The 19,810-nt window shown below is 67.6% G+C and carries 35 protein-coding genes; 3 read left to right on the top strand and 32 right to left on the bottom strand.

The features are described from left to right. The 28 genes from rpsK to rpsJ all read right to left on the bottom strand — a co-directional run. Window positions 1-386 (bottom strand): 30S ribosomal protein S11 (rpsK, locus tag ACH4VX_RS09670; protein ID WP_398366797.1); only part of this gene is annotated, 386 nt, incomplete at its 3' end. A 64-nt stretch (window positions 387-450) separates the two neighbouring features. Next, window positions 451-831 carry a 30S ribosomal protein S13 gene (rpsM, locus tag ACH4VX_RS09665; RefSeq protein ID WP_030221030.1) on the bottom strand — a complete coding sequence of 127 codons (381 nt, stop codon included), beginning with the start codon at window positions 829-831 and terminating at the stop codon, window positions 451-453. Window positions 832-1,023: 192 nt separating this feature from the next. After that, window positions 1,024-1,137, bottom strand: a complete 114-nt coding sequence (gene rpmJ / locus ACH4VX_RS09660; RefSeq protein ID WP_003998809.1) for a 50S ribosomal protein L36 — start codon at window positions 1,135-1,137, stop codon at window positions 1,024-1,026. A 59-nt stretch (window positions 1,138-1,196) separates the two neighbouring features. Next, complete coding sequence (gene infA / locus ACH4VX_RS09655) at window positions 1,197-1,418, bottom strand: translation initiation factor IF-1 (protein ID WP_003948620.1); 222 nt, start codon at window positions 1,416-1,418, stop codon at window positions 1,197-1,199. Between the two features lie 152 nt (window positions 1,419-1,570). Beyond that, on the bottom strand, window positions 1,571-2,407 hold the full coding sequence (map, locus tag ACH4VX_RS09650) for a type I methionyl aminopeptidase (protein ID WP_398366796.1): 837 nt from the start codon (window positions 2,405-2,407) through the stop codon (window positions 1,571-1,573). A 211-nt stretch (window positions 2,408-2,618) separates the two neighbouring features. After that, the gene (locus ACH4VX_RS09645; RefSeq protein ID WP_398366795.1) at window positions 2,619-3,272 is read right to left on the bottom strand and encodes an adenylate kinase; all 654 of its coding nucleotides are present in this window, start codon (window positions 3,270-3,272) and stop codon (window positions 2,619-2,621) included. Then, window positions 3,272-4,585 (bottom strand): preprotein translocase subunit SecY, encoded by a 1,314-nt coding sequence (secY, locus tag ACH4VX_RS09640; RefSeq protein ID WP_398366794.1) that lies wholly within the window; start codon window positions 4,583-4,585, stop codon window positions 3,272-3,274. The genes ACH4VX_RS09645 and secY overlap by 1 nt, the downstream gene beginning before the upstream one ends. 242 nt (window positions 4,586-4,827) lie before the next feature. Further along, entirely contained in the window at window positions 4,828-5,283 is a 456-nt protein-coding gene (rplO, locus tag ACH4VX_RS09635; RefSeq protein ID WP_003974249.1) for a 50S ribosomal protein L15, read from the bottom strand. A 2-nt stretch (window positions 5,284-5,285) separates the two neighbouring features. Then, the gene (gene rpmD, locus ACH4VX_RS09630; protein ID WP_037747988.1) at window positions 5,286-5,468 is read right to left on the bottom strand and encodes a 50S ribosomal protein L30; all 183 of its coding nucleotides are present in this window, start codon (window positions 5,466-5,468) and stop codon (window positions 5,286-5,288) included. A gap of 2 nt (window positions 5,469-5,470) precedes the next feature. After that, a complete protein-coding gene (gene rpsE, locus ACH4VX_RS09625) occupies window positions 5,471-6,076 on the bottom strand; it encodes a 30S ribosomal protein S5 (protein WP_003992370.1) in 606 nt (201 codons plus the stop codon). 41 nt (window positions 6,077-6,117) lie between these two features. Next, a complete protein-coding gene (gene rplR / locus ACH4VX_RS09620; RefSeq protein WP_311642544.1) occupies window positions 6,118-6,501 on the bottom strand; it encodes a 50S ribosomal protein L18 in 384 nt (127 codons plus the stop codon). A gap of 3 nt (window positions 6,502-6,504) precedes the next feature. Continuing rightward, the gene (rplF, locus tag ACH4VX_RS09615) at window positions 6,505-7,044 is read right to left on the bottom strand and encodes a 50S ribosomal protein L6 (protein WP_398366793.1); all 540 of its coding nucleotides are present in this window, start codon (window positions 7,042-7,044) and stop codon (window positions 6,505-6,507) included. Between the two features lie 24 nt (window positions 7,045-7,068). After that, on the bottom strand, window positions 7,069-7,467 hold the full coding sequence (gene rpsH, locus ACH4VX_RS09610) for a 30S ribosomal protein S8 (protein WP_030221010.1): 399 nt from the start codon (window positions 7,465-7,467) through the stop codon (window positions 7,069-7,071). A gap of 238 nt (window positions 7,468-7,705) precedes the next feature. After that, on the bottom strand, window positions 7,706-7,891 hold the full coding sequence (locus tag ACH4VX_RS09605; RefSeq protein WP_003948630.1) for a type Z 30S ribosomal protein S14: 186 nt from the start codon (window positions 7,889-7,891) through the stop codon (window positions 7,706-7,708). A gap of 5 nt (window positions 7,892-7,896) precedes the next feature. Then, window positions 7,897-8,454, bottom strand: coding sequence for a 50S ribosomal protein L5 (gene rplE / locus ACH4VX_RS09600; RefSeq protein WP_384722778.1), 558 nt, complete (start codon window positions 8,452-8,454; stop codon window positions 7,897-7,899). Then, a complete protein-coding gene (gene rplX, locus ACH4VX_RS09595; protein WP_384722775.1) occupies window positions 8,454-8,777 on the bottom strand; it encodes a 50S ribosomal protein L24 in 324 nt (107 codons plus the stop codon). Before rplX ends, rplE begins: the two co-directional genes overlap by 1 nt. A 2-nt stretch (window positions 8,778-8,779) precedes the next feature. After that, complete coding sequence (rplN, locus tag ACH4VX_RS09590; RefSeq protein ID WP_030831680.1) at window positions 8,780-9,148, bottom strand: 50S ribosomal protein L14; 369 nt, start codon at window positions 9,146-9,148, stop codon at window positions 8,780-8,782. Between the two features lie 133 nt (window positions 9,149-9,281). After that, window positions 9,282-9,569, bottom strand: coding sequence for a 30S ribosomal protein S17 (gene rpsQ / locus ACH4VX_RS09585; RefSeq protein WP_398366792.1), 288 nt, complete (start codon window positions 9,567-9,569; stop codon window positions 9,282-9,284). After that, on the bottom strand, window positions 9,569-9,793 hold the full coding sequence (gene rpmC / locus ACH4VX_RS09580; protein WP_030831683.1) for a 50S ribosomal protein L29: 225 nt from the start codon (window positions 9,791-9,793) through the stop codon (window positions 9,569-9,571). Before rpmC ends, rpsQ begins: the two co-directional genes overlap by 1 nt. Continuing rightward, complete coding sequence (gene rplP / locus ACH4VX_RS09575) at window positions 9,793-10,212, bottom strand: 50S ribosomal protein L16 (protein WP_004927269.1); 420 nt, start codon at window positions 10,210-10,212, stop codon at window positions 9,793-9,795. Before rplP ends, rpmC begins: the two co-directional genes overlap by 1 nt. 5 nt (window positions 10,213-10,217) lie before the next feature. Next, window positions 10,218-11,051 (bottom strand): 30S ribosomal protein S3, encoded by an 834-nt coding sequence (rpsC, locus tag ACH4VX_RS09570; protein ID WP_362451346.1) that lies wholly within the window; start codon window positions 11,049-11,051, stop codon window positions 10,218-10,220. Further along, window positions 11,051-11,398 (bottom strand): 50S ribosomal protein L22, encoded by a 348-nt coding sequence (gene rplV / locus ACH4VX_RS09565; RefSeq protein WP_037839423.1) that lies wholly within the window; start codon window positions 11,396-11,398, stop codon window positions 11,051-11,053. Before rplV ends, rpsC begins: the two co-directional genes overlap by 1 nt. 44 nt (window positions 11,399-11,442) lie before the next feature. Continuing rightward, a complete protein-coding gene (gene rpsS, locus ACH4VX_RS09560) occupies window positions 11,443-11,724 on the bottom strand; it encodes a 30S ribosomal protein S19 (RefSeq protein ID WP_003948639.1) in 282 nt (93 codons plus the stop codon). 12 nt (window positions 11,725-11,736) lie between these two features. Beyond that, complete coding sequence (gene rplB, locus ACH4VX_RS09555; protein ID WP_030220992.1) at window positions 11,737-12,573, bottom strand: 50S ribosomal protein L2; 837 nt, start codon at window positions 12,571-12,573, stop codon at window positions 11,737-11,739. A 50-nt stretch (window positions 12,574-12,623) separates the two neighbouring features. Continuing rightward, window positions 12,624-13,043: a 50S ribosomal protein L23 gene (rplW, locus tag ACH4VX_RS09550; RefSeq protein ID WP_398366791.1), complete on the bottom strand. Its 420-nt coding sequence runs from the start codon at window positions 13,041-13,043 to the stop codon at window positions 12,624-12,626. Beyond that, window positions 13,043-13,702 (bottom strand): 50S ribosomal protein L4, encoded by a 660-nt coding sequence (rplD, locus tag ACH4VX_RS09545; RefSeq protein ID WP_398366790.1) that lies wholly within the window; start codon window positions 13,700-13,702, stop codon window positions 13,043-13,045. The genes rplW and rplD overlap by 1 nt, the downstream gene beginning before the upstream one ends. Window positions 13,703-13,710: 8 nt before the next feature. Further along, window positions 13,711-14,355 (bottom strand): 50S ribosomal protein L3, encoded by a 645-nt coding sequence (gene rplC / locus ACH4VX_RS09540; RefSeq protein ID WP_121748660.1) that lies wholly within the window; start codon window positions 14,353-14,355, stop codon window positions 13,711-13,713. A 16-nt stretch (window positions 14,356-14,371) separates the two neighbouring features. Continuing rightward, a complete protein-coding gene (rpsJ, locus tag ACH4VX_RS09535; RefSeq protein WP_003948644.1) occupies window positions 14,372-14,680 on the bottom strand; it encodes a 30S ribosomal protein S10 in 309 nt (102 codons plus the stop codon). 551 nt (window positions 14,681-15,231) lie between these two features. On the opposite strand from rpsJ, the gene ACH4VX_RS09530 reads away from it, so the two are divergent. After that, complete coding sequence (locus ACH4VX_RS09530; protein ID WP_398366789.1) at window positions 15,232-15,654, top strand: ATP-binding protein; 423 nt, start codon at window positions 15,232-15,234, stop codon at window positions 15,652-15,654. Window positions 15,655-15,691: 37 nt separating this feature from the next. Here the strand turns inward: ACH4VX_RS09530 and ACH4VX_RS09525 are convergent, their stop codons facing one another. After that, window positions 15,692-16,339, bottom strand: coding sequence for a hypothetical protein (locus ACH4VX_RS09525; RefSeq protein WP_398366788.1), 648 nt, complete (start codon window positions 16,337-16,339; stop codon window positions 15,692-15,694). 93 nt (window positions 16,340-16,432) lie between these two features. Next, a complete protein-coding gene (locus ACH4VX_RS09520; protein WP_398366787.1) occupies window positions 16,433-16,762 on the bottom strand; it encodes a cupin domain-containing protein in 330 nt (109 codons plus the stop codon). Between the two features lie 138 nt (window positions 16,763-16,900). Between ACH4VX_RS09520 and ACH4VX_RS09515 the strand changes: the two genes are divergently transcribed. Further along, a complete protein-coding gene (locus ACH4VX_RS09515; protein WP_398366786.1) occupies window positions 16,901-17,668 on the top strand; it encodes a YqjF family protein in 768 nt (255 codons plus the stop codon). A 97-nt stretch (window positions 17,669-17,765) separates the two neighbouring features. Here ACH4VX_RS09515 and ACH4VX_RS09510 read toward each other — a convergent pair whose 3' ends face one another. Then, a complete protein-coding gene (locus tag ACH4VX_RS09510) occupies window positions 17,766-17,975 on the bottom strand; it encodes a 4-oxalocrotonate tautomerase family protein (RefSeq protein ID WP_398366785.1) in 210 nt (69 codons plus the stop codon). A 65-nt stretch (window positions 17,976-18,040) separates the two neighbouring features. Continuing rightward, window positions 18,041-18,811 carry an SDR family oxidoreductase gene (locus ACH4VX_RS09505; RefSeq protein WP_398366784.1) on the bottom strand — a complete coding sequence of 257 codons (771 nt, stop codon included), beginning with the start codon at window positions 18,809-18,811 and terminating at the stop codon, window positions 18,041-18,043. Between the two features lie 77 nt (window positions 18,812-18,888). On the opposite strand from ACH4VX_RS09505, the gene ACH4VX_RS09500 reads away from it, so the two are divergent. Next, a complete protein-coding gene (locus ACH4VX_RS09500; RefSeq protein WP_398366783.1) occupies window positions 18,889-19,758 on the top strand; it encodes a helix-turn-helix transcriptional regulator in 870 nt (289 codons plus the stop codon). The last annotated feature ends 52 nt before the right edge of the window (window positions 19,759-19,810 follow it).

The following is a 19,810-nucleotide window of genomic DNA, read 5'->3' as shown; positions in this document are numbered from 1 at the left end:
GGCGGGCGGCAGCCGTTGTGCGGGGTCGGGGTGACGTCCTGGATGGAGCCGACCTCGAGGCCCGTGGCCTGCAGGGAGCGGATCGCGGTCTCACGACCGGAGCCCGGGCCCTTGACGAACACGTCGACCTTGCGCATGCCGTGCTCCTGGGCGCGGCGGGCAGCCGACTCGGCGGCCATCTGCGCGGCGAACGGCGTGGACTTCCGGGAACCCTTGAAGCCGACGTGGCCGGCGGAGGCCCAGGAGATCACGTTGCCGGACGGGTCCGTGATCGACACGATCGTGTTGTTGAACGTGCTCTTGATGTGCGCGTGGCCGTGAGCGACGTTCTTCTTTTCCTTGCGGCGCACCTTCTTGGCAGCGCCCTGACGACCCTTGGGGGGCATCTATTACTCCTACGGGAGGTGGTCGGTCCTGCAGCAAGACCGCTGGATGAGCGTCCGCTGAGGACTACTTCTTGCCCGGCTTCTTCTTGCCGGCGATGGCGCGACGCGGGCCCTTGCGGGTACGCGCGTTGGTGCTGGTGCGCTGACCGCGGACAGGCAGACCGCGACGGTGACGGAGACCCTGGTAGGTACCGATCTCGACCTTGCGGCGGATGTCGGCCTGGATCTCGCGACGGAGGTCACCCTCGGTCTTGATGTTGCTGTCCACGAACTCACGGATCGCGACGAGCTGCTCCTCGGAGAGGTCGCGAACGCGGGTGTTCGGGTCGATGCCGGTGGCGGCCAGCGTCTGCTGCGAAAGGGTCCGGCCGATGCCGAACACGTAGGTGAGGGCGATCTCCACGCGCTTTTCGCGCGGGATGTCAACACCGGAAACGCGTGCCATTCAATGGCTCCAGTTGATTGTCGGAGGTCTTCCACAGGACCGGATCCCAGCCCGCCGTACCAGGTACGGACCGGGTCCCCGGCCTCCGAGCCGGGGGTGTCGAGCCGTGCGGCTCGGGACCTGCGTATGAACATGTACTGCTCGCGTCGCGCGAAGTTCTGCGAAAGTCGCAGAGGGTCGATCGTGCTGCGGTCAGCCCTGGCGCTGCTTGTGGCGCGGGTTCTCGCAGATGACCATGACCCGGCCGTGACGGCGGATCACCCTGCACTTGTCGCAGATCTTCTTGACGCTCGGCTTGACCTTCATGGGTGTGAGGTTCTCCGGGTCAGTGCCATCACCCCGGCGGACCGGGGAGCGGGCAAGATCTACTTGTACCGGTAGACGATCCGGCCACGCGTCAGGTCGTACGGAGACAGCTCCACCACGACCCGGTCGTCAGGGAGGATGCGGATGTAGTGCATACGCATCTTGCCGCTGATGTGTGCCAGGACCTGGTGGCCGTTCTGGAGCTCAACCTTGAACATGGCGTTCGGAAGAGACTCGACGACAGTGCCCTCGATCTCGATGGCACCTTGCTTCTTGGCCACGCTTCGCCCTTCGAATCGACTACCTTGATCGACTCTGGCGTACACCGTGTGTCATACATGCGGACATGCGGGTGCACGAGAGCCGACGAGTCAGTCTACGTCAGCGCACCCGGAAACACGAATCGAGAGATCCTGCCCCGCAGCGGCGATCCTTAACCGAGGGGATCGGGCGCGGCCGTGATCCCCATCTCCGCGAGCTTCGCCTTGCCGCCGTCGGGCGCCGTCAGGACCAGCGGTCCCTGCTCGGTGAGGGCGACCGAGTGCTCCCAGTGGGAGGACCAGGTGCCGTCGGTGGTGATGACCGTCCAGTCGTCGGAGAGGACCTTCGTCCTCGGGGTGCCCAGGGAGACCATCGGCTCGATGGCGAGGCAGAAGCCCGGGACCAGCTTGGGACCCTTGCCCCGCTTGCGGTCGACGTAGTTCAGCAGATGCGGGTCCATGTGCATCTCGGTGCCGATGCCGTGGCCGCCGTAGTCCTCGATGATCCCGTACTTGCCGCCGCCCGGCTTGGGCTGGCGGCGGATGTACGTCTCGACCGCGCGGGAGATGTCGACGAGCCGGTTGCCCTGCTTCATGGCCGCGATGCCGGCCCACATCGACTCCTCGGTCACCCGGGACAGCTCGACCAGCTCCGGGGAGTGGCCGGACCCGACGAACGCGGTGTACGCGGCGTCGCCGTGCCAGCCGTCGATGACCGCGCCGCAGTCGATGGAGATGACGTCGCCGTCCTTGAGGACGACGTCGTCGGAGGGGATGCCGTGGACGACGACGTCGTTCACCGAGGTGCAGATCGTCGCGGGGAAGCCGCCGTAGCCGAGGAAGTTCGGCTTGGCGTCGTGCTCCGCGAGCACCTTGCGGGCGACCTGGTCCAGATCCTTCGTCGTGGCGCCGGGCACGGCGGCCTCACGGGTGGCCGCGTGAATGGCGGCGACCACCAACCCCGCCTCACGCATCTTGGCGATCTGCTCAGGGCTCTTGATCTGCACCATGGGGACGACGGCCTTTCTAGGACCAGAAGGAGTACGAACGCTTCCAACGATACGGGGCCGCACCCCCGCGACCGCGGGCAGTCGCGCCTCCCGGAGCCCGAAGGGCCTGGGAAGGCACCCCGTGAGCGCCGGGCTGCGCGAACCCGCCCCCGTCAAGCCACAGCCGCGGCCCCCAGAACAGGGGAACCGCGGCTGCGACCGACAAAACGAACTACTTACCGCTCTTCAGCGCCTCCAGCGCACGACCCGTGACCTCGTCGACGGGCCCCATCGCGGAGATGGTCACCACCAGCCCCTGCGCCCGGTAGTAGCCGATGATCGGCTCGGTCTGCGTGTGGTAGACCTCCAGCCGGGTCCGCACGGTGTCCTCGGAGTCGTCGTCCCGCTGGTACAGCTCACCACCACAGACGTCGCACACACCCTCCTGCTTCGGCGGGTTGTACGTCACATGGAACACGTGCGCGGATTCCTTGCGGCAGGTGCGCCGCCCGGCGATCCGCTTGACGACCTCGTCCTCGGGGGCCTCTAGGTCGAGGACCGCGTCCAGCTTGATGCCCTCGGTCTGCAGCAGCTCGTCCAGCGCCTCGGCCTGCGACACATTGCGCGGGAAGCCGTCCAGCAGGAAGCCGCCCTCGGCGTCGGGCTGCTCCATGCGGTCCTTGGCCATGGCGATGGTGACCTCGTCGGGAACGAGGTTGCCCGCGTCCATGTAGGACTTGGCGAGCTTCCCGAGCTCGGTCTGCCGGCTGATGTTGGCGCGGAACAGGTCGCCCGTGGAGATGTGCGGGATGCGCAGTTTCTCGGCAAGTCGGGTGGCCTGCGTACCCTTACCGGCACCCGGCGGCCCGACGAGGACGATTCGCATCAGCGGAGGAACCCTTCGTAATTGCGCTGCTGGAGCTGGCTCTCGATCTGCCTCACCGTCTCGAGACCGACACCCACGATGATCAGGATGCTGGTCCCGCCGAACGGGAAGTTCTGGTTTGCCCCGAAACCAGCCAACGCCATTGTCGGCACGAGAGAGATCAGGCCCAAGTACAGCGAACCCGGCCAGGTGATCCGGTTGAGTACGTAGCTGAGGTACTCAGCGGTCGGTCGGCCAGCCCGGATGCCCGGGATGAAGCCACCATACTTCTTCATGTTGTCGGCGACTTCTTCGGGGTTGAAGGTGATCGCCACGTAGAAGAAAGCGAAGAACACGATGAGGAAGAAGTACAGGATGATGTGCGGCGTCGCGCCCGTGTCGGCGAGGTTCTTCTGGATCCAGGTCGCCCAGCCGGCCGTCGAGCTGGAGAACTGGACGATCAGCGCCGGGATGTAGAGCAGCGACGAGGCGAAGATGACGGGGATGACGCCCGCCTGGTTCACCTTGAGCGGGATGTAGGTGGACGTGCCGCCGTACGACCGGCGGCCGATCATGCGCTTGGCGTACTGCACCGGGATCCGGCGCTGGGCCTGCTCGACGAAGACGACCAGGCCGACCATGACGAACCCGACGAGCATGACGGTGCCGAACTCGATCCAGCCGTCCGCCAGGGTGCCCTCCTGCTTGATGGCCCACAGGGCGGAGGGGAAGGTCGCGGCGATCGAGATGAACATCAGGATCGACATGCCGTTGCCGATGCCGCGGTCGGTGATGAGCTCACCGAGCCACATGACGACGGCCGTACCGGCGGTCATGGTGACGACCATGGTGATGGTCACGAACATCGACCGGTCCGGGACGATCTGGCCGCCCACCGAGCAGCCCTGGAAGAGGGAGCCGCTGCGCGCGGTGGCCACCAGGCCGGTGCCCTGCAGGATGGCCAGCGCGACCGTCAGATAACGGGTGTACTGCGTGATCTTCGCCGTGCCGGCCTGGCCCTCCTTCTTCAGGGCTTCCAGGCGCGGGATCACGACGGTCAGCAGCTGCAGGATGATGCTCGCCGTGATGTACGGCATGATGCCCAGCGCGAAGATCGTGATCTGGAGCAGTGCGCCGCCGCTGAACATGTTCACCAGACCGAACAGGCCCTGGTTCGCCTCGGCCTGATCGAGACAGATCTGGACGTTCCGGTAGTCGACACCCGGAATCGGGACGTGTGTACCGAGCCGGTACACCACGATGATGCCGAGCGTGAAGAGCAGCTTCTTGCGCAGGTCGGGCGTCTTGAACGCCCGGGCGAACGCGGTGAGCACGGTGCCTCCTGCGACCCCCCGCGCGACTGCGTCAAGGGTGACGGTTTTGAGATTCCGACTAAGGACGAATACGTAACGGTCAACTGCCGCCCTGAGTGCCCGCACGGGCCCCCGAGGTCAGTGGGCAGCGCAGGCCACCTTACCGGCGACCATGCCGCCCTAGGAACGACCAACCGGGGATACCCCAAATGTGGGGTATCCCCGGTCGGGATCGCTCTACGTCATCGAGACACCTGAAAGGGTCAGACGAGCTCGGTGACGGTACCGCCGGCGGCGGTGATCTTCTCCTTGGCGGAGCCGGAGACGGCGTCGACCGTCACCTGCAGCGCCACGGAGATCTCGCCCTGGCCGAGGACCTTGACGAGGCTGTTCTTGCGCACGGCACCCTTGGCCACGAGACCCTCGACGGTGACCTCGCCACCCTCGGGGTAGAGCGCGGCCAGCTTGTCGAGGTTCACGACCTGGAACTCGGTCTTGAACGGGTTCTTGAAGCCCTTCAGCTTCGGGAGACGCATGTGGAGGGGCATCTGGCCACCCTCGAAGCGCTCCGGAACCTGGTAACGGGCCTTGGTGCCCTTCGTACCACGACCGGCCGTCTTACCCTTCGACGCCTCACCACGACCGACACGGGTCTTGGCGGTCTTGGCGCCGGGGGCGGGACGGAGGTTGTGGATCTTGAGCGGGTTGTTCTCCGCCATGATCAGTCGACCTCCTCGACCGTCACGAGGTGGCGGACGGTGTGCACCATTCCGCGGAACTCGGGGCGGTCCTCCTTGACGACCACGTCGTTGAGCCTCTTCAGGCCGAGCGAGCGCAGCGTGTCACGGTGGTTCTGCTTGCTACCGATGTAGGACTTGACCTGCGTAATCTTGAGCTGCGCCATGATTACGCACCCGCCCCGGCACGCGCACGCAGCAGGGCCGCGGGAGCGACGTCCTCGAGCGGCAGACCACGGCGGGCCGCGATCTCCTCGGGACGCTGCAGGCCCTTCAGGGCCGCCACGGTCGCGTGCACGATGTTGATCGCGTTGTCGGAGCCGAGCGACTTCGACAGCACGTCGTGGATACCGGCGCACTCGAGCACGGCACGCACCGGACCACCGGCGATAACGCCGGTACCCGGGGACGCGGGCTTGAGCAGGACGACGCCGGCAGCCTTCTCACCCTGGATGGGGTGGGGGATGGTGCCCTGGATGCGGGGGACCTTGAAGAAGTGCTTCTTGGCCTCCTCAACGCCCTTGGCGATGGCGGCCGGCACCTCCTTGGCCTTGCCGTATCCGACACCCACGGTGCCGTCACCGTCGCCCACCACGACCAGCGCGGTGAAGCTGAAGCGACGACCACCCTTCACAACCTTGGCGACGCGGTTGATCGCGACAACGCGCTCAACGTACGCGGTCTTCTCGGCGGCAGCTGCGCCGCCGTCACGGCCCTTCCGGTCCCGCCGCTCGCCGCCACCGGCACCGCCACCGCGGCGCTGGGGTCCAGCCATTGGAATTACCTCTCTCTGTTTCCGCTAGCTACGGAACCGGCTCAGAACTTCAGTCCGGCTTCGCGGGCGGCGTCCGCCAGGGCGGCGATGCGCCCCGCGTACTGGTTGCCACCGCGGTCGAATACGACAGCCTCGACACCGGCGGCCTTGGCGCGCTCCGCGACCAGGGCACCGACCTGCTTGGCCTGCGAGGACTTGTCGCCCTCGCCACCACGGACCGACGCGTCCAGAGTGGAGGCCGACGCCAGGGTGTGCCCCTTCAGGTCGTCGATCACCTGCGCCACGATGTGGCGGTTGGAACGGGTCACGACCAGGCGGGGACGCTCGGCGGTACCAGAGACATTCTTGCGGATCCGGATGTGACGACGCTTGATAGCAGCACGCTTGTAGGCGTCGCCCTTGAGGATCTTCTGCCCGTATGCCATGGCTTACTTACCCGCCTTTCCGACCTTGCGCCGGATGACTTCGCCCTCGTACTTGACGCCCTTGGCCTTGTACGGGTCGGGCTTGCGCAGCTTGCGGATGTTGGCCGCAACCTCGCCGACCTTCTGCTTGTCGATGCCCTCGACCGAGAAGTGCGTCGGGTTCTCGACCTTGAAGGTGATGCCCTCGGGGGCCTCGACCGTGATCGAGTGGCTGTAACCGAGGGAGAACTCCAGGTTCGAACCCTTGGCGAGCACGCGGTAACCGACACCGCTGATCTCGAGCTTCTTCACGTAACCCTGGGTCACGCCGGTGATCATGTTCGCCACCAGCGTGCGGGACAGGCCGTGCAGGGCCTTGTTCTGACGCTCGTCGTTGGGGCGGGTGACGTTCAGAACGCCGTCCTCACCCTTGGCGATCTCGATCGGCGCCACGACGGTGTGGGTCAGCGAGCCCTTGGGGCCCTTGACCGAAACCGTACGGCCGTCGATGGTGACGTCCACGCCGGCGGGAACCGCGATGGGGAGCTTGCCGATGCGCGACATAGCTGTTTCCTCCGTTCCCTTCCGCTACCAGACGTAGGCGAGGACTTCTCCGCCTACGCCCTTCTTGCCGGCCTGCTGTCCAGTGAGGAGCCCGTGCGACGTGGAGATGATCGCCACGCCGAGGCCGCCCAGCACCTTCGGCAGGTTGGTGGACTTCGCGTACACCCGGAGACCGGGCTTGGAGATCCGCTTGATGCCCGCGATGGAGCGCTCACGGTTCGGGCCGAACTTCAGCTCGAGGACGAGGTTCTTGCCGACCTCGGCGTCCTCGGTCTTCCAGCCCGTGATGAAGCCCTCCTGCTGGAGGATCTCCGCGATGTGCGACTTGATCTTCGAGTGCGGCATCGCCACGGTGTCGTGGTACGCCGAGTTCGCGTTCCGCAGACGCGTAAGCATGTCTGCGATCGGATCAGTCATGGTCATGAATTGGCCTTCGGCCTCTCTCGCCGGGGTTTCCTGGTGCGCCATCCCTCTCCCCGATCCGAGACGGGACGGGTGCGGCGCGGTGGACCTACGGCGTAGTAAGCAAACATGAGCGGGCGTTGCCCGCGTGCGTACGGGCACGGCAGGTGCCCAACCCCGCAAGCCTAAGCCATACGGAGCGGGCCTCCTGCCGTTCCCATTGCTTACCGAGAGCCCTGGGAGTCCGGAATTACCCGGATTACCAGGAGCTCTTGGTCACGCCCGGCAGCTCGCCACGGTGAGCCATCTCACGAAGGCACACGCGGCACAGGCCGAACTTGCGGTACACGGAGTGCGGGCGGCCACAGCGCTGGCAGCGGGTGTAGCCACGCACACCGAACTTGGGCTTGCGAGCAGCCTTCGCGATCAGAGCCTTCTTCGCCATCTCGCTCACGCCTCCTTGAAGGGGAAGCCGAGGTGACGGAGAAGGGCGCGGCCCTCTTCGTCGTTGGTCGCCGTGGTCACCACGGTGATGTCCATACCCCGGGTGCGGTCGATCTTGTCCTGGTCGATCTCGTGGAACATGACCTGCTCCGTGAGACCGAAGGTGTAGTTGCCACGGCCGTCGAACTGCTTGGGGGACAGACCACGGAAGTCGCGGATGCGCGGCAGCGCGAGCGACAGGGTGCGGTCCAGGAACTCCCACATGCGGTCGCCACGGAGCGTGACGTGGGCACCGATCGGCTGGCCCTCACGCAGCTTGAACTGCGCGATGGACTTGCGGGCCTTGGTGACGGCCGGCTTCTGACCGGTGATCGTGGTGAGGTCGCGGATGGCGCCCTCGATCAGCTTGGAGTCGCGGGCTGCGTCGCCCACACCCATGTTGACCACGATCTTGACGAGGCCGGGAACCTGCATGACGTTCTCGTAGGAGAACTGCTCGCGCAGCTTGCCCGCGATCTCCTCGCGGTACTTCGTCTTCAGACGCGGGCTGGTGGTGGTCGTCATCAGATGTCCTCACCCGTCCGCTTGGCAACGCGGATCTTGTTGCCTTCGTCGTCGAAGCGGTAACCGACGCGCGTGACGACCTTGTTGCCGTCCTTCTCCACGACCAGCTGGACGTTGGAGACGTGGACCGGGGCCTCGGTGGTCACGATGCCACCGGCCTGCGAACCACCGGCGGTGGGGCCGGCCTTGGTGTGCTTCTTGACCCGGTTGACACCCTCGACCAGGACACGGTCCTCACGGGGGAAGGCCGCGATGACCTTGCCCTGCTTGCCCTTGTCCTTACCGGTGATGACCTGGACCAGGTCGCCCTTCTTGATCTTCATGCTCACAGCACCTCCGGCGCGAGGGAGATGATCTTCATGAACTTCTTCTCGCGCAGCTCACGGCCCACGGGGCCGAAGATACGGGTGCCGCGAGGGTCGCCGTCGTTCTTCAGAATGACGGCGGCGTTCTCGTCGAAGCGGATGTACGAGCCGTCCGGACGGCGGCGCTCCTTGACGGTGCGAACGATGACCGCCTTGACGACGTCACCCTTCTTCACGTTGCCACCGGGGATCGCGTCCTTGACGGTGGCGACGATGACGTCACCGATGCCCGCGTAGCGGCGGCCCGAGCCGCCGAGCACACGGATGCAGAGGACTTCCTTCGCACCCGTGTTGTCGGCGACACGCAGCCGCGACTCCTGCTGGATCACGTCTATCTCCTGTTTGTCTGCCGGTTCCCCGGGAGCCGCTCAACCGCTTGAGCGGCTCCCGGAGCCTGGCGGAACTGCCCTGCGAGGGATGCCCCGCAGGAACGTACTTTTGGAATTCCCTCGCGGGAATTACCTACTTGGCCTTCTCGAGGATCTCGACGACGCGCCAGTGCTTCGTGGCGGACAGCGGCCGGGTCTCCATCAGGAGGACGCGGTCGCCGACGCCGGCGGCGTTCTGCTCGTCGTGGGCCTTGAGCTTGCTCGTGCTGCGGATGACCTTGCCGTACAGCGCGTGCTTCTTGCGGTCCTCGACGGCGACGACGACGGTCTTGTCCATCTTGTCGCTGACCACGATGCCCTCGCGGGTCTTGCGGTCGCCACGAACCTCGGGGTTGGTCTCAGTCACGTTGTTCTCGCTCATCAGGCGTTCTCCACCGTTTCGATGCCCAGCTCACGCTCGCGCATCAGGGTGTAGATCCGCGCGATGTCCTTGCGGACCGCCTTCAGACGGCCATGGTTCTCGAGCTGCCCCGTCGCCGCCTGGAAGCGGAGGTTGAACAGCTCTTCCTTGGCTTCGCGGAGCTTCGCCAGAAGCTCCTCGTCACCCAGCTCGCGCAGCTCGGACGCCTTGGTACCGGCCGACATCACGCTTCACCTGCCTCGCGCTTGACGATCCGGCACTTCATCGGCAGCTTGTGCGCTGCGCGAGTGAGGGCCTCACGGGCGATCTTCTCGTTGGGGTAGGACAGCTCGAACATGACCCGGCCCGGGTGCACGTTCGCGATCCACCACTCCGGCGAACCCTTACCGGAACCCATGCGGGTCTCGGCAGGCTTCTTCGTGAGCGGGCGGTCCGGGTAGATGTTGATCCAGACCTTGCCACCACGCTTGATGTGGCGGGTCATCGCGATACGGGCCGCCTCGATCTGGCGGTTGGTCACGTACGCCGGCGTGAGGGCCTGGATGCCGTACTCGCCGAACGCGACCGTCGTACCGCCCTTGGCCTGGCCACGGCGCTTCGGGTGGTGCTGCTTGCGGTGCTTGACCCTACGGGGGATCAGCATGTCGGTCAGGCCTCCGTTCCGGTGCTCTCAGCCGGAGCGGCAGCCGGAGCCTCGGCCTTGGGGGCCTCGGCAGCGGGAGCCTGCTGCGGCTTGCGGCCGCGACCGCCACGCTCGCCACCGCGGCCACCACGGGCCGGGCGGTCGGCGCCGCCGCCACCACGGGCCGGGCGGTTGCCGGCGCGGGCAGCGGCGTTCTCGGCGCGGACCTCGGCGATGTTCTTGACGTCGCCCTTGTAGATCCAGACCTTCACACCGATGCGGCCGAAGGTCGTCTTGGCCTCGAAGAAGCCGTAGTCCACGTTCGCGCGGAGCGTGTGCAGGGGCACACGGCCCTCGCGGTAGAACTCCGAGCGGGACATCTCGGCGCCACCGAGGCGGCCACCGCACTGGATCTTGATGCCCTTGGCGCCGGCCTTCATCGTGCCCTGCATGCTCTTGCGCATGGCACGACGGAAGGAGACGCGGGAGGAGAGCTGCTCGGCGACGGCCTGGGCCACCAGCTGAGCGTCCGTCTCCGGGCTCTTGACCTCGAGGATGTTCAGCTGGACCTGCTTGCCGGTCAGCTTCTCCAGGTCACCGCGGATGCGGTCGGCCTCGGCGCCGCGGCGGCCGATGACGATGCCGGGACGGGCGGTGTGGATGTCCACACGCACGCGGTCACGGGTGCGCTCGATCTCCACCTTCGAGATGCCGGCGCGCTCCATGCCGGACGTCATCATCCGACGGATGGCGACGTCTTCCTTGACGTAGTCCTTGTACAGCTTGTCGGCGTACCAACGCGACTTGAAGTCGGTGGTGATGCCGAGCCGGAACCCATGCGGGTTAACCTTCTGGCCCATTACCGGGTTCCTTCCTTGCTGCTGACGACCACGGTGATGTGGCTGGTCCGCTTGCGGATCCGGTAGGCGCGGCCCTGGGCACGCGGACGGAACCGCTTCAGGGTCGGGCCCTCGTCGACGTACGCCTCGGAAATGACGAGGCTGCCGGCGTCGGTGTGGTCGTAGTTGTGCGCGGCGTTGGCGATGGCGCTGTCCAGCACCTTGCCGACCGGCACGCTCGCGGCCTGCGGGGCGAAACGCAGGACCGCCTGAGCCTCCGTGGCATTCATGCCACGGATGAGGTCCACCACGCGGCGGGCCTTCATGGGCGTGACGCGGATGTACCGCGCCTGGGCCCTGGCTTCCATGGTTGTCCCTTCAGTGTCTGTCATGGTCGATTGCACCCCGCCGACTAGCGGCGCTTCGACTTCCGGTCGTCCTTGACGTGGCCCCGGAAGGTGCGGGTCGGCGAGAACTCGCCGAGCTTGTGGCCGACCATCGACTCGGTGACAAACACCGGGATGTGGGTCTTGCCGTTGTGCACCGCGATCGTGTGGCCCAGCATCGCCGGGACGATCATCGAGCGACGGGACCAGGTCTTGATGACGTTCTTGGTACCGGCTTCGTTCTGGACGTCCACCTTCTTGATCAGGTGGTCGTCGACGAAGGGTCCCTTCTTCAAGCTACGAGGCATCTCAACCCGTCCTTAGCGCTTCTTGTTCGTCTTGCGGCGGCGGACGATGTACTTGTTCGACGCCTTCTTGGGCGAACGAGTACGGCCTTCCTTCTTGCCCCAGGGGGACACGGGGTGACGGCCACCGGAGGTCCGGCCCTCACCACCACCGTGCGGGTGGTCGACCGGGTTCATCACGACACCACGGACGGTCGGGCGGACGCCCAGCCACCGCTTACGGCCGGCCTTGCCCCAGTTGATGTTGCTCTGCTCGGCGTTGCCGACCTCGCCGACCGTGGCGCGGCAGCGCTGGTCGACCAGGCGGATCTCTCCGGACGGCATGCGGAGGTGGGCCATCGTGCCCTCCTTCGCGAGCAGCTGCACGGAGGCACCGGCGGAGCGGGCGAACTTGGCACCGCCACCGGGACGGAGCTCGATCGCGTGGATCGTGGTACCGACCGGGATGTTGCGGAGGGCCAGGTTGTTGCCCGGCTTGATGTCGGCCCCGGGGCCGTTCTCGACGCGGTCGCCCTGCTGCAGGTTGCGCGGGGCGAGGATGTAGCGCTTCTCGCCGTCGGCGTAGTGCAGCAGCGCGATGCGCGCGGTGCGGTTGGGGTCGTACTCGATGTGCGCGACCTTCGCCGGCACGCCGTCCTTGTCGTGACGACGGAAGTCGATCACGCGGTAGGCGCGCTTGTGGCCACCACCCTGGTGGCGCACGGTCACACGACCGGAATTGTTACGGCCGCCCTTGCTGTGCAGGGGACGGACCAGCGACTTCTCCGGCGTGGACCGCGTGACCTCGACGAAGTCGGCGACGCTGGAGCCACGACGGCCCGGAGTCGTCGGCTTGTACTTGCGGATACCCATTGTCTCTCAGTCCTCGGAAGTGATCCCGAAATCTGGACGATCCCGACCGCTTACGCGGTCGGACCGCCGAAGATGTCGATACGGTCGCCCTCGGCGAGGGTCACGATCGCGCGCTTGGTCGCCGCACGCTGACCGAAGCCGGTCTTGGTGCGCTTGCGCTTGCCGATGCGGTTGATCGTGTTGACCCCGGTGACCTTGACCTCGAAGACCGCCTGGACGGCCTGCTTGATCTGGGTCTTGTTCGCGTTGGGGTCGACGATGAACGTGTACTTGTTCTCGTCGATGAGCGCGTAGCTCTTCTCCGACACGACCGGCTTCAGCAGGACGTCACGGTGGTCCGTGTACGCCTTGCTCGCCGGGGTGACGACGGTGTTCTTGCCTTCGGCCTCGTGGCGGCGCGCCTTGGCGACGCGTACGGCCTTGGCCTTCTTGGCCGCCTTGGAGGCGATGGAGGGGTGACGGGCAGCCATCAGACCTCGCTCCCTTCGTTGTCGTTGGCCTTGTTCGGGCCGGCGACGAAGGACTCGAAAGCGGCCTTGGTGAAGACCACGTCGTCCGAGACGAGAACGTCGTACGTGTTCAGCTGGCCCGGCTCCAGAATGTGGATCTGGGGCAGGTTGCGGGCGGACAGCCACGCGGCCTCGTCGGCGCGGTCGACGACCAGGAGCAGGTTCTTGCGCTCCGAGATCTTGCCGAACAGCGTCCGAGCGGCCTTCGTGGAGGGCGTCTCACCCTCGATCACGCCGGTGACGACGTGAATGCGGTTGTGGCGGGCCCGGTCGGTGAGGGCGTGGCGCAGGGCCGCGGCCTTCATCTTCTTCGGGGTCCGCTGCGAGTAGTCACGCGGCTGCGGGCCGTGGACGACGCCACCGCCGGCGAACTGCGGGGCGCGGGTCGAGCCCTGACGGGCGCGGCCGGTGCCCTTCTGGCGGTACGGCTTGCGGCCGCCACCACGGACCTCACCGCGACGCTTGGTCTTGTGCGTGCCCTGGCGGGCAGCGGCGTTCTGCGCGACGACGACCTGGTGGATCAGCGGAATGCTGATCTTCTCCACGCCGAAGATCTCCGCGGGGAGCTCGACGCTTCCGGTCTTCTCGCCGGCAGGCGAAAGGATGTCAACAGTGCTCATCGGTTACCTCAGGCCCCCTTGGCCGCGGTGCGGACCAGGACGAGGCCGCCGTTCGGACCGGGAACCGCGCCCTTGATGAGCAGCAGACCCTTCTCCGCGTCAACGGCGTGGACGGTCAGGTTCTGGGTGGTGACCCGCTCGTTGCCCATGCGACCCGCCATGCGGAGGCCCTTGAACACGCGGCCCGGGGTGGCGCAGCCACCGATGGAGCCCGGCGAGCGGTGCTTGCGCTGGGTGCCGTGACCGGCGCCGAGGCCCTTGAAGTTGTGACGCTTCATGACACCGGCGAAGCCCTTGCCCTTGCTCTTGCCGGTGACGTCGACCTTCACGCCGGACTCGAAGACCTCGGCGGTGACTTCCTGGCCGAGCGTGTACTCGGCGGCGTCGGCCGTGCGGATCTCGACGAGGTGACGACGGGGGGTGACGTCGGCCTTGGCGAAGTGGCCCTTGAGGGGCTTGTTCACCTTGCGCGGGTCGATCTCGCCGAAGGCGATCTGGACCGACTCGTAGCCGTCGACGTCGTTCGTACGGACCTGGGTGACGACGTTGGGGCCGGCCTTGACGACGGTGACCGGAACAACACGGTTGTTCTCGTCCCACACCTGCGTCATGCCGAGCTTCTCGCCCAGGATGCCCTTGATCTGCTTGGTCATCTTCAGATCACCGCCCTCAGAGCTTGATCTCGATGTCGACACCGGCCGGGAGGTCGAGTCGCATCAGAGAGTCAACGGTCTTGGGGGTCGGGTCGAGGATGTCGATCAGGCGCTTGTGCGTGCGCATCTCGAAGTGCTCGCGCGAGTCCTTGTACTTGTGCGGCGACTTGATGACGCAGTACACGTTCTTCTCAGTGGGCAGCGGCACCGGGCCCGCGACCGACGCACCAGTGCGAGTCACCGTCTCGACGATCTTCTTCGCCGAAGAGTCGATGACCTCGTGGTCGTAGGCCTTGAGCCGGATGCGGATCTTCTGTCCCGCCATGGCTACTCCGTAGTCCTGTCTCTCTTTACGCTCTGGAACCCGGCGTTCCAGGTCTCGTCCTCCGACCCACGCGGTCGGGCGTGTCGCACTCCCGCTGACATGAATGTCCCCTGTTCGAACATCCCTGCGGGATTGACACGGCCCTACCAGAACCGCGGACCGGGGGCGAAAGGCCCACCGGGTGCCTGGCCTGCGCTGCACATACGCTTCCCGAAAGATTCCCGTACGTCCGCCCCTCATCAGGGACGACGAGTACTGTGGGACTCGCTTCCGGTCCTCCCGACGGGAGGCGCGCAGCATCAACACTCGACCGAGCAACTCCGACAGTTTGCCATACGGGGGCCGGGGCTGGCCAATCGGGCGGAAGAGATTACCCCGCGAGTGACCTGAATCAAACGCGGAAGCGCCCGTAGCCCGGCCCGCTGGCGTGATGCCCCGCCGGACAACTCGTGGATCCATTGGCTGCCGGACCGTTCTCCCCTCGGGTGATCTCACCGGGTTGCGGCACGCAGCTGGGGACGAACAGGGCGGACCGCCCCCACGGATCACGAATGCCGAGAGGGCCCATCATGGTCGGAGTGAGACCGGGGACCAGCCGTGAGCATGTCGCCGAACCAGCACGTCTGAGGGATCCGGTCGGCGCGGTCGAAGAGCTGTTGTGGAATGCCCTCGACGGCGTATGCGTCGTCGTCACCCTGGAACGCAATGACCTTGGCGGCGTGGACCGTGTCCGGATTCAGGACGACGGCTACGGCATGTCCGCCGAGGACTGCGAAGAATACTTTCGCCACCTACCTGGAGAAGTACCCGGACGTCTGTATCGAGTACGACGGCCGTGCCCTCGACCCCGCGGCGGAACAGCTGCACGCCGGCGACTACCTCCTCGACGCGCCCTCCAGCAGGAGCGATGGGCCCGCGAGGCTCAGAGTCGTCGAGTGGCGCAGGCCGGTCCCCCGGGCCCTCTTTCTGTGTGACGCCGAGGGCATGTCCCGTGCGTCAGCCCCGCGGTCCTCAGTCCACGAACCGGAACGTCGACGTGATCGCGTCGAAGATGTCGAAGAAGGAGTCCGCGAGGTCGAGAACCTGGCTGCTGCCGGCGACCAGGGCGACCTTGCCCTCCTGGCCGGGCACGGGGACGAAGGTCTGCATCAGTACGGCGCGGACGGTCCGGTTGAGCTCGTCGCCCGGGACGGGGATGTCCTCGATGCCGTACGTCCGCGCGGCCGGGCCCACGCCGGGGATGTCGACGGTGGTGACCTTGCGCCAGGAGTCGCCCGCCCTCTTCGCCTCCTTCACGGCGAGCTGGGCGACCACGGCGGCCGGGTCGGTGGGCAGCGGGTCGCCCTTGCTCGTCCGGCCGCCGACCAGGGACACCGTCACCGAGCCGGTGATGGGGGTGTCGCCGCCGAAGCTCTCCGCCATGCAGCCGCAGTACAGCGCGCCGGACTTCCAGGCGTCCGCGGCGGCCTTCCGCAGGAAGGAGATGTACGTGTCCCGGTGCGGGGACAGCTCCGGGTGCTCGCGCAGTCGTTCGTTCACCATCCGGTGGATGGAGTCGTCGCGCGACTCCGGCCGCACGTCGAACTCCCACCACGACTCCGGCACCTTGATCCGGAAACCGCCCCGTTCGACGGTCAGCGCCTCCATGTAGCGGGCCATGACGCCGGTGTCCCCCTTCGGTCGATGACTCGATCATCTGTTCCGCCATCGTCCCACTGGGCGACACCGCCTCGTTCAACCGGGCGGCTTTCCTCAGCCCGTCTTGGCCACCGTGAGGAGTACCGCCGCGTCCTCCAGGGCCTCCAGGCCGTGGCGGGCGGGAGGGATGACGACGAGGTCGCCGGTGCGGCCCTCCCACTCGGTGTCGCCGCTGGTGAGGCGGACGCGGCCGCGCAGGACCAGCAGGGTGGCCTCGCCGGGGCTGTCGTGGTCGGCGAGGGACGTGCCGGCGGTCAGCGCGAGGAGGGTCTGGCGCAGGGTGTGCTCGTGGCCGCCGTGGACGGTGGTGGCACTGCGGCCGTTGGAGGCGGCGGCGCGTTCCAGGTGCTCGCGGGCGAGGGCGTCGAGGGAGAGCTTCTGCATGGCATCGAGCTTTCCCGAGGGGCCTCGCGGTCACCAGGGCCATGTGGGCTACATCGTGGCGTCCGTGGGGCCCGTGGTGTCCGCCACGTCCACTCGTGGTGCCGTACCGCTGTCGGTGCCCTCCGCGATACTGGCGCGGTGCCGCCGACACCGCCGCCCCCGCAGCCCATAACGCCCGACCCGCCGGAGGCGATCGCGCGTCCGCTGCTCACCCAGTCGTGGCTGGACCTGACGTTCGTCCACTGGGCGGTGGACCCGGCCGACGTGGCCCCGCTGCTGCCGCCGGGCACCGTGCCGGACACGCTGGACGGTGTCACGTACGTCGGTCTCGTCGCGTTCCGGATGCACCGGGTGGGGTGGCTGCGCCTGCCGGGCGTCCCTTATCTCGGCGACTTCCCGGAGACCAACGTCCGCCTCTACTCGGTGGACGCGCACGGGCGGCGCGGGGTCGTCTTCCTGTCCTTGGACGCCTCCCGGCTGATCCCGGTGGCGGTCGGCCGCCTCGGGTTCCGGATGCCGTACCTCTGGTCCCGGATGAGCGTCGACCATCTCGACGGCGGCACGGTGACGTACACCGCTTCCCGGCGCTGGCCCGGACCGCGGGGCGCCGGCGGCCGTATCACCGTGCGCAGGGGCGAGCGGATCGAGGAGCCGACCGGGCTGGAGCACTTCCTCACCGCCCGCTGGGGCATGCACGGCGCCTTCTTCGGGCGGTCGATGTACCTGCCCAACGCGCATCCGCGCTGGCCCCTGCACCGGGCCGAGCTGCTGGAGTGCGAGGAGGACCTGGTCACCGCGGCCGGTCTGCCGAGGCCGGCCGGGGAGCCGGTGAGCGTGCTGTACTCACCGGGCGTCCCCGCCCGCTTCGGACGGCCGGCCCGTCCGGCCGGCATCCCCACTCCGTGACGGCGTGACGGTGTGACGACGGGGGCGCCGTAGCGCTCGGCGGTTTCGTGGCAGGTGGTGTGGATGCCGGTCAGGATGTCTGCGGCCTCCGGGCTCGTCAGGCGCCGCCGTTCAGCATCGCAGCCGTGAGGACGTTGCCGGCGACGCCCCAGCCGCCATCGGGGACCTCGTCGACGAGGACGACGGTGGTGGGGCGGGCCCGCTCCCCGTAGATCTCCGCGTAGAGGTCGGTGGTGCGTTCGACGAGCTTCTTCTTGTCCTCGGCGGTGAGGGTGCCCGCGGGAACCTTGAACTGGGCGAAAGGCATGGGTGTCTCCTGACAAGGGGGTACTGGTGGGTTTGCCGTCGTGCCGTCGTGCCGTCGTGCCGTCGTCAGACCATGCCGCCGTTGGCGCGCAGGACCTGGCCGTTCACCCAGTGCCCGGCGGGGCTGCCGAGGAAGGCGACCACGGCGGCGATGTCGTCCGGTGTGCCCAGTCGCTCCAGCGGCGGCGTCTTGGCCAACTGGTCGATCTGCTCGGGGCTCTTGCCCGTGAGGAACAGGTCCGTGGCCGTCGGGCCGGGGGCCACGGTGTTCACGGTGACGTCCCGGCCGCGCAGCTCACGGGCCAGGATCAGCGTCATCGCCTCCACTGCGCCCTTGCTCGCCGCGTACGCACCGTAGGCGGGGAACTGCGTGCCCACCACGGAGGTCGAGAACCCCACGAACGAGCCTCCCGCCCGCACGCGCCGCGCGGCCTGCTGGGCGACCACGAAGGTGCCTCGGATGTTGGTGCGGTGCATGGCGTCGAGCGCCGCCAGGTCCAGGTCGGCGATGGGCGACAGGGTCATCCGCCCGGCCGCGTTCACGACCACGTCGACACCTCCGAACTCCGCCTCCGCCCGGTCGAACAGCGCGGCAACCTCCTTCTCCTCCGCCACGTCCGCCTGTACGGCGATCGCCCGCCCGCCGGCCTCGGTGATCGCCGCCACCGTCTCGTCGGCGGCCGAGGCGTCGCGGGCGTAGTTCACGACGACGGCCAGGCCGTCCTCGGCGAGCTTCCGTGAGACCGCCCGGCCGATACCGCGGGATCCGCCGGTGACGACGGCGACCCGTGCGGCCTCCGGTGCGGGGGTGTGCTGGTGCTTGTTGTCCGTGGTCATGCCTCCACGATGCGCCGGGTCGGCCGGCGCATCCAGGGGATGGCATCCCCTGGGTCACCGGCCCCGCCGGGCGCAAGATGGAGGGCATGAGCGCTGTGAAGTACGCGGAGCTGGGGGCGTTCCTACGTTCGCGGCGCGGGCGCATCCGCCCGGCCGACGTCGGACTCCCGGCCGGACCACGCCGCCGGGTGCCGGGGCTGCGCCGTGAGGAGGTCGCCCAGCTCTCCGGGGCGTCCGTGGACTACTACAACGAGCTGGAGCGCGGCGCCGGGTCCCAGCCGTCCGAGCAGATGATCGCCGCGCTGGCGAGGGCACTGCGGCTGTCCGTCGACGAGCGGGACTACCTGTACCGGCTCGCGGACCGGCCGGTGCCCGTGCAGGGCGGGCCCGCCTCGCACGTGCACCCCGGCATGCTCGACCTGCTCGACCGCATGACCTCGACGCCCGCGCAGGTGATCACCGACCTGCACGTCACCCTCGTACAGAATCCGCCGGCGGTCGCGCTGCTCGGCGACCAGTCCGGTCTGCGGGGGGCCCGGGCCAGCTTCGTCCACCGGTGGTTCACCGAGCCGGAGGCGCGGAGCCTGTACCCCGAGGCCGACCACCGGAGGCAGTCCCGCTCCTTCGTCGCGGATCTGCGGGCCGCCGCCGCGAGGCGGGACCCGAAGGACGCCGAGGTCGGGACGATGATCCGTACGCTGCTCGACGTCTCACCGGAATTCGCCGCGCTGTGGGCCGACCATGACGTGGCCTTCCGGCGGGACGACCGGAAACGGCTCAACCACGCCACGCTGGGTCTGATCGAGGTCAACTGTCTGAACCTGTTCAGCGAGGACGGGCGTCAGCGGCTGCTCTGGTTCACCCCGGCCGTCGGGACGGACAGCGCGGGGTTGCTGGATCTGCTGGCGGTGGTCGGGACGCAGGAGGTCGTCGAGTCGTCGGGCTGACGCCCTCGCCGGGTGTCGGTTCCTGATCGTCCAGGCCATCGATCGCCGAGGG

Origin of the sequence: Streptomyces sp. NPDC020731 (genome assembly GCF_044334705.1) — a bacterium.
Lineage (GTDB): Bacteria > Actinomycetota > Actinomycetes > Streptomycetales > Streptomycetaceae > Streptomyces.
This window is presented reverse-complemented; position numbering and strand designations above follow the sequence as displayed.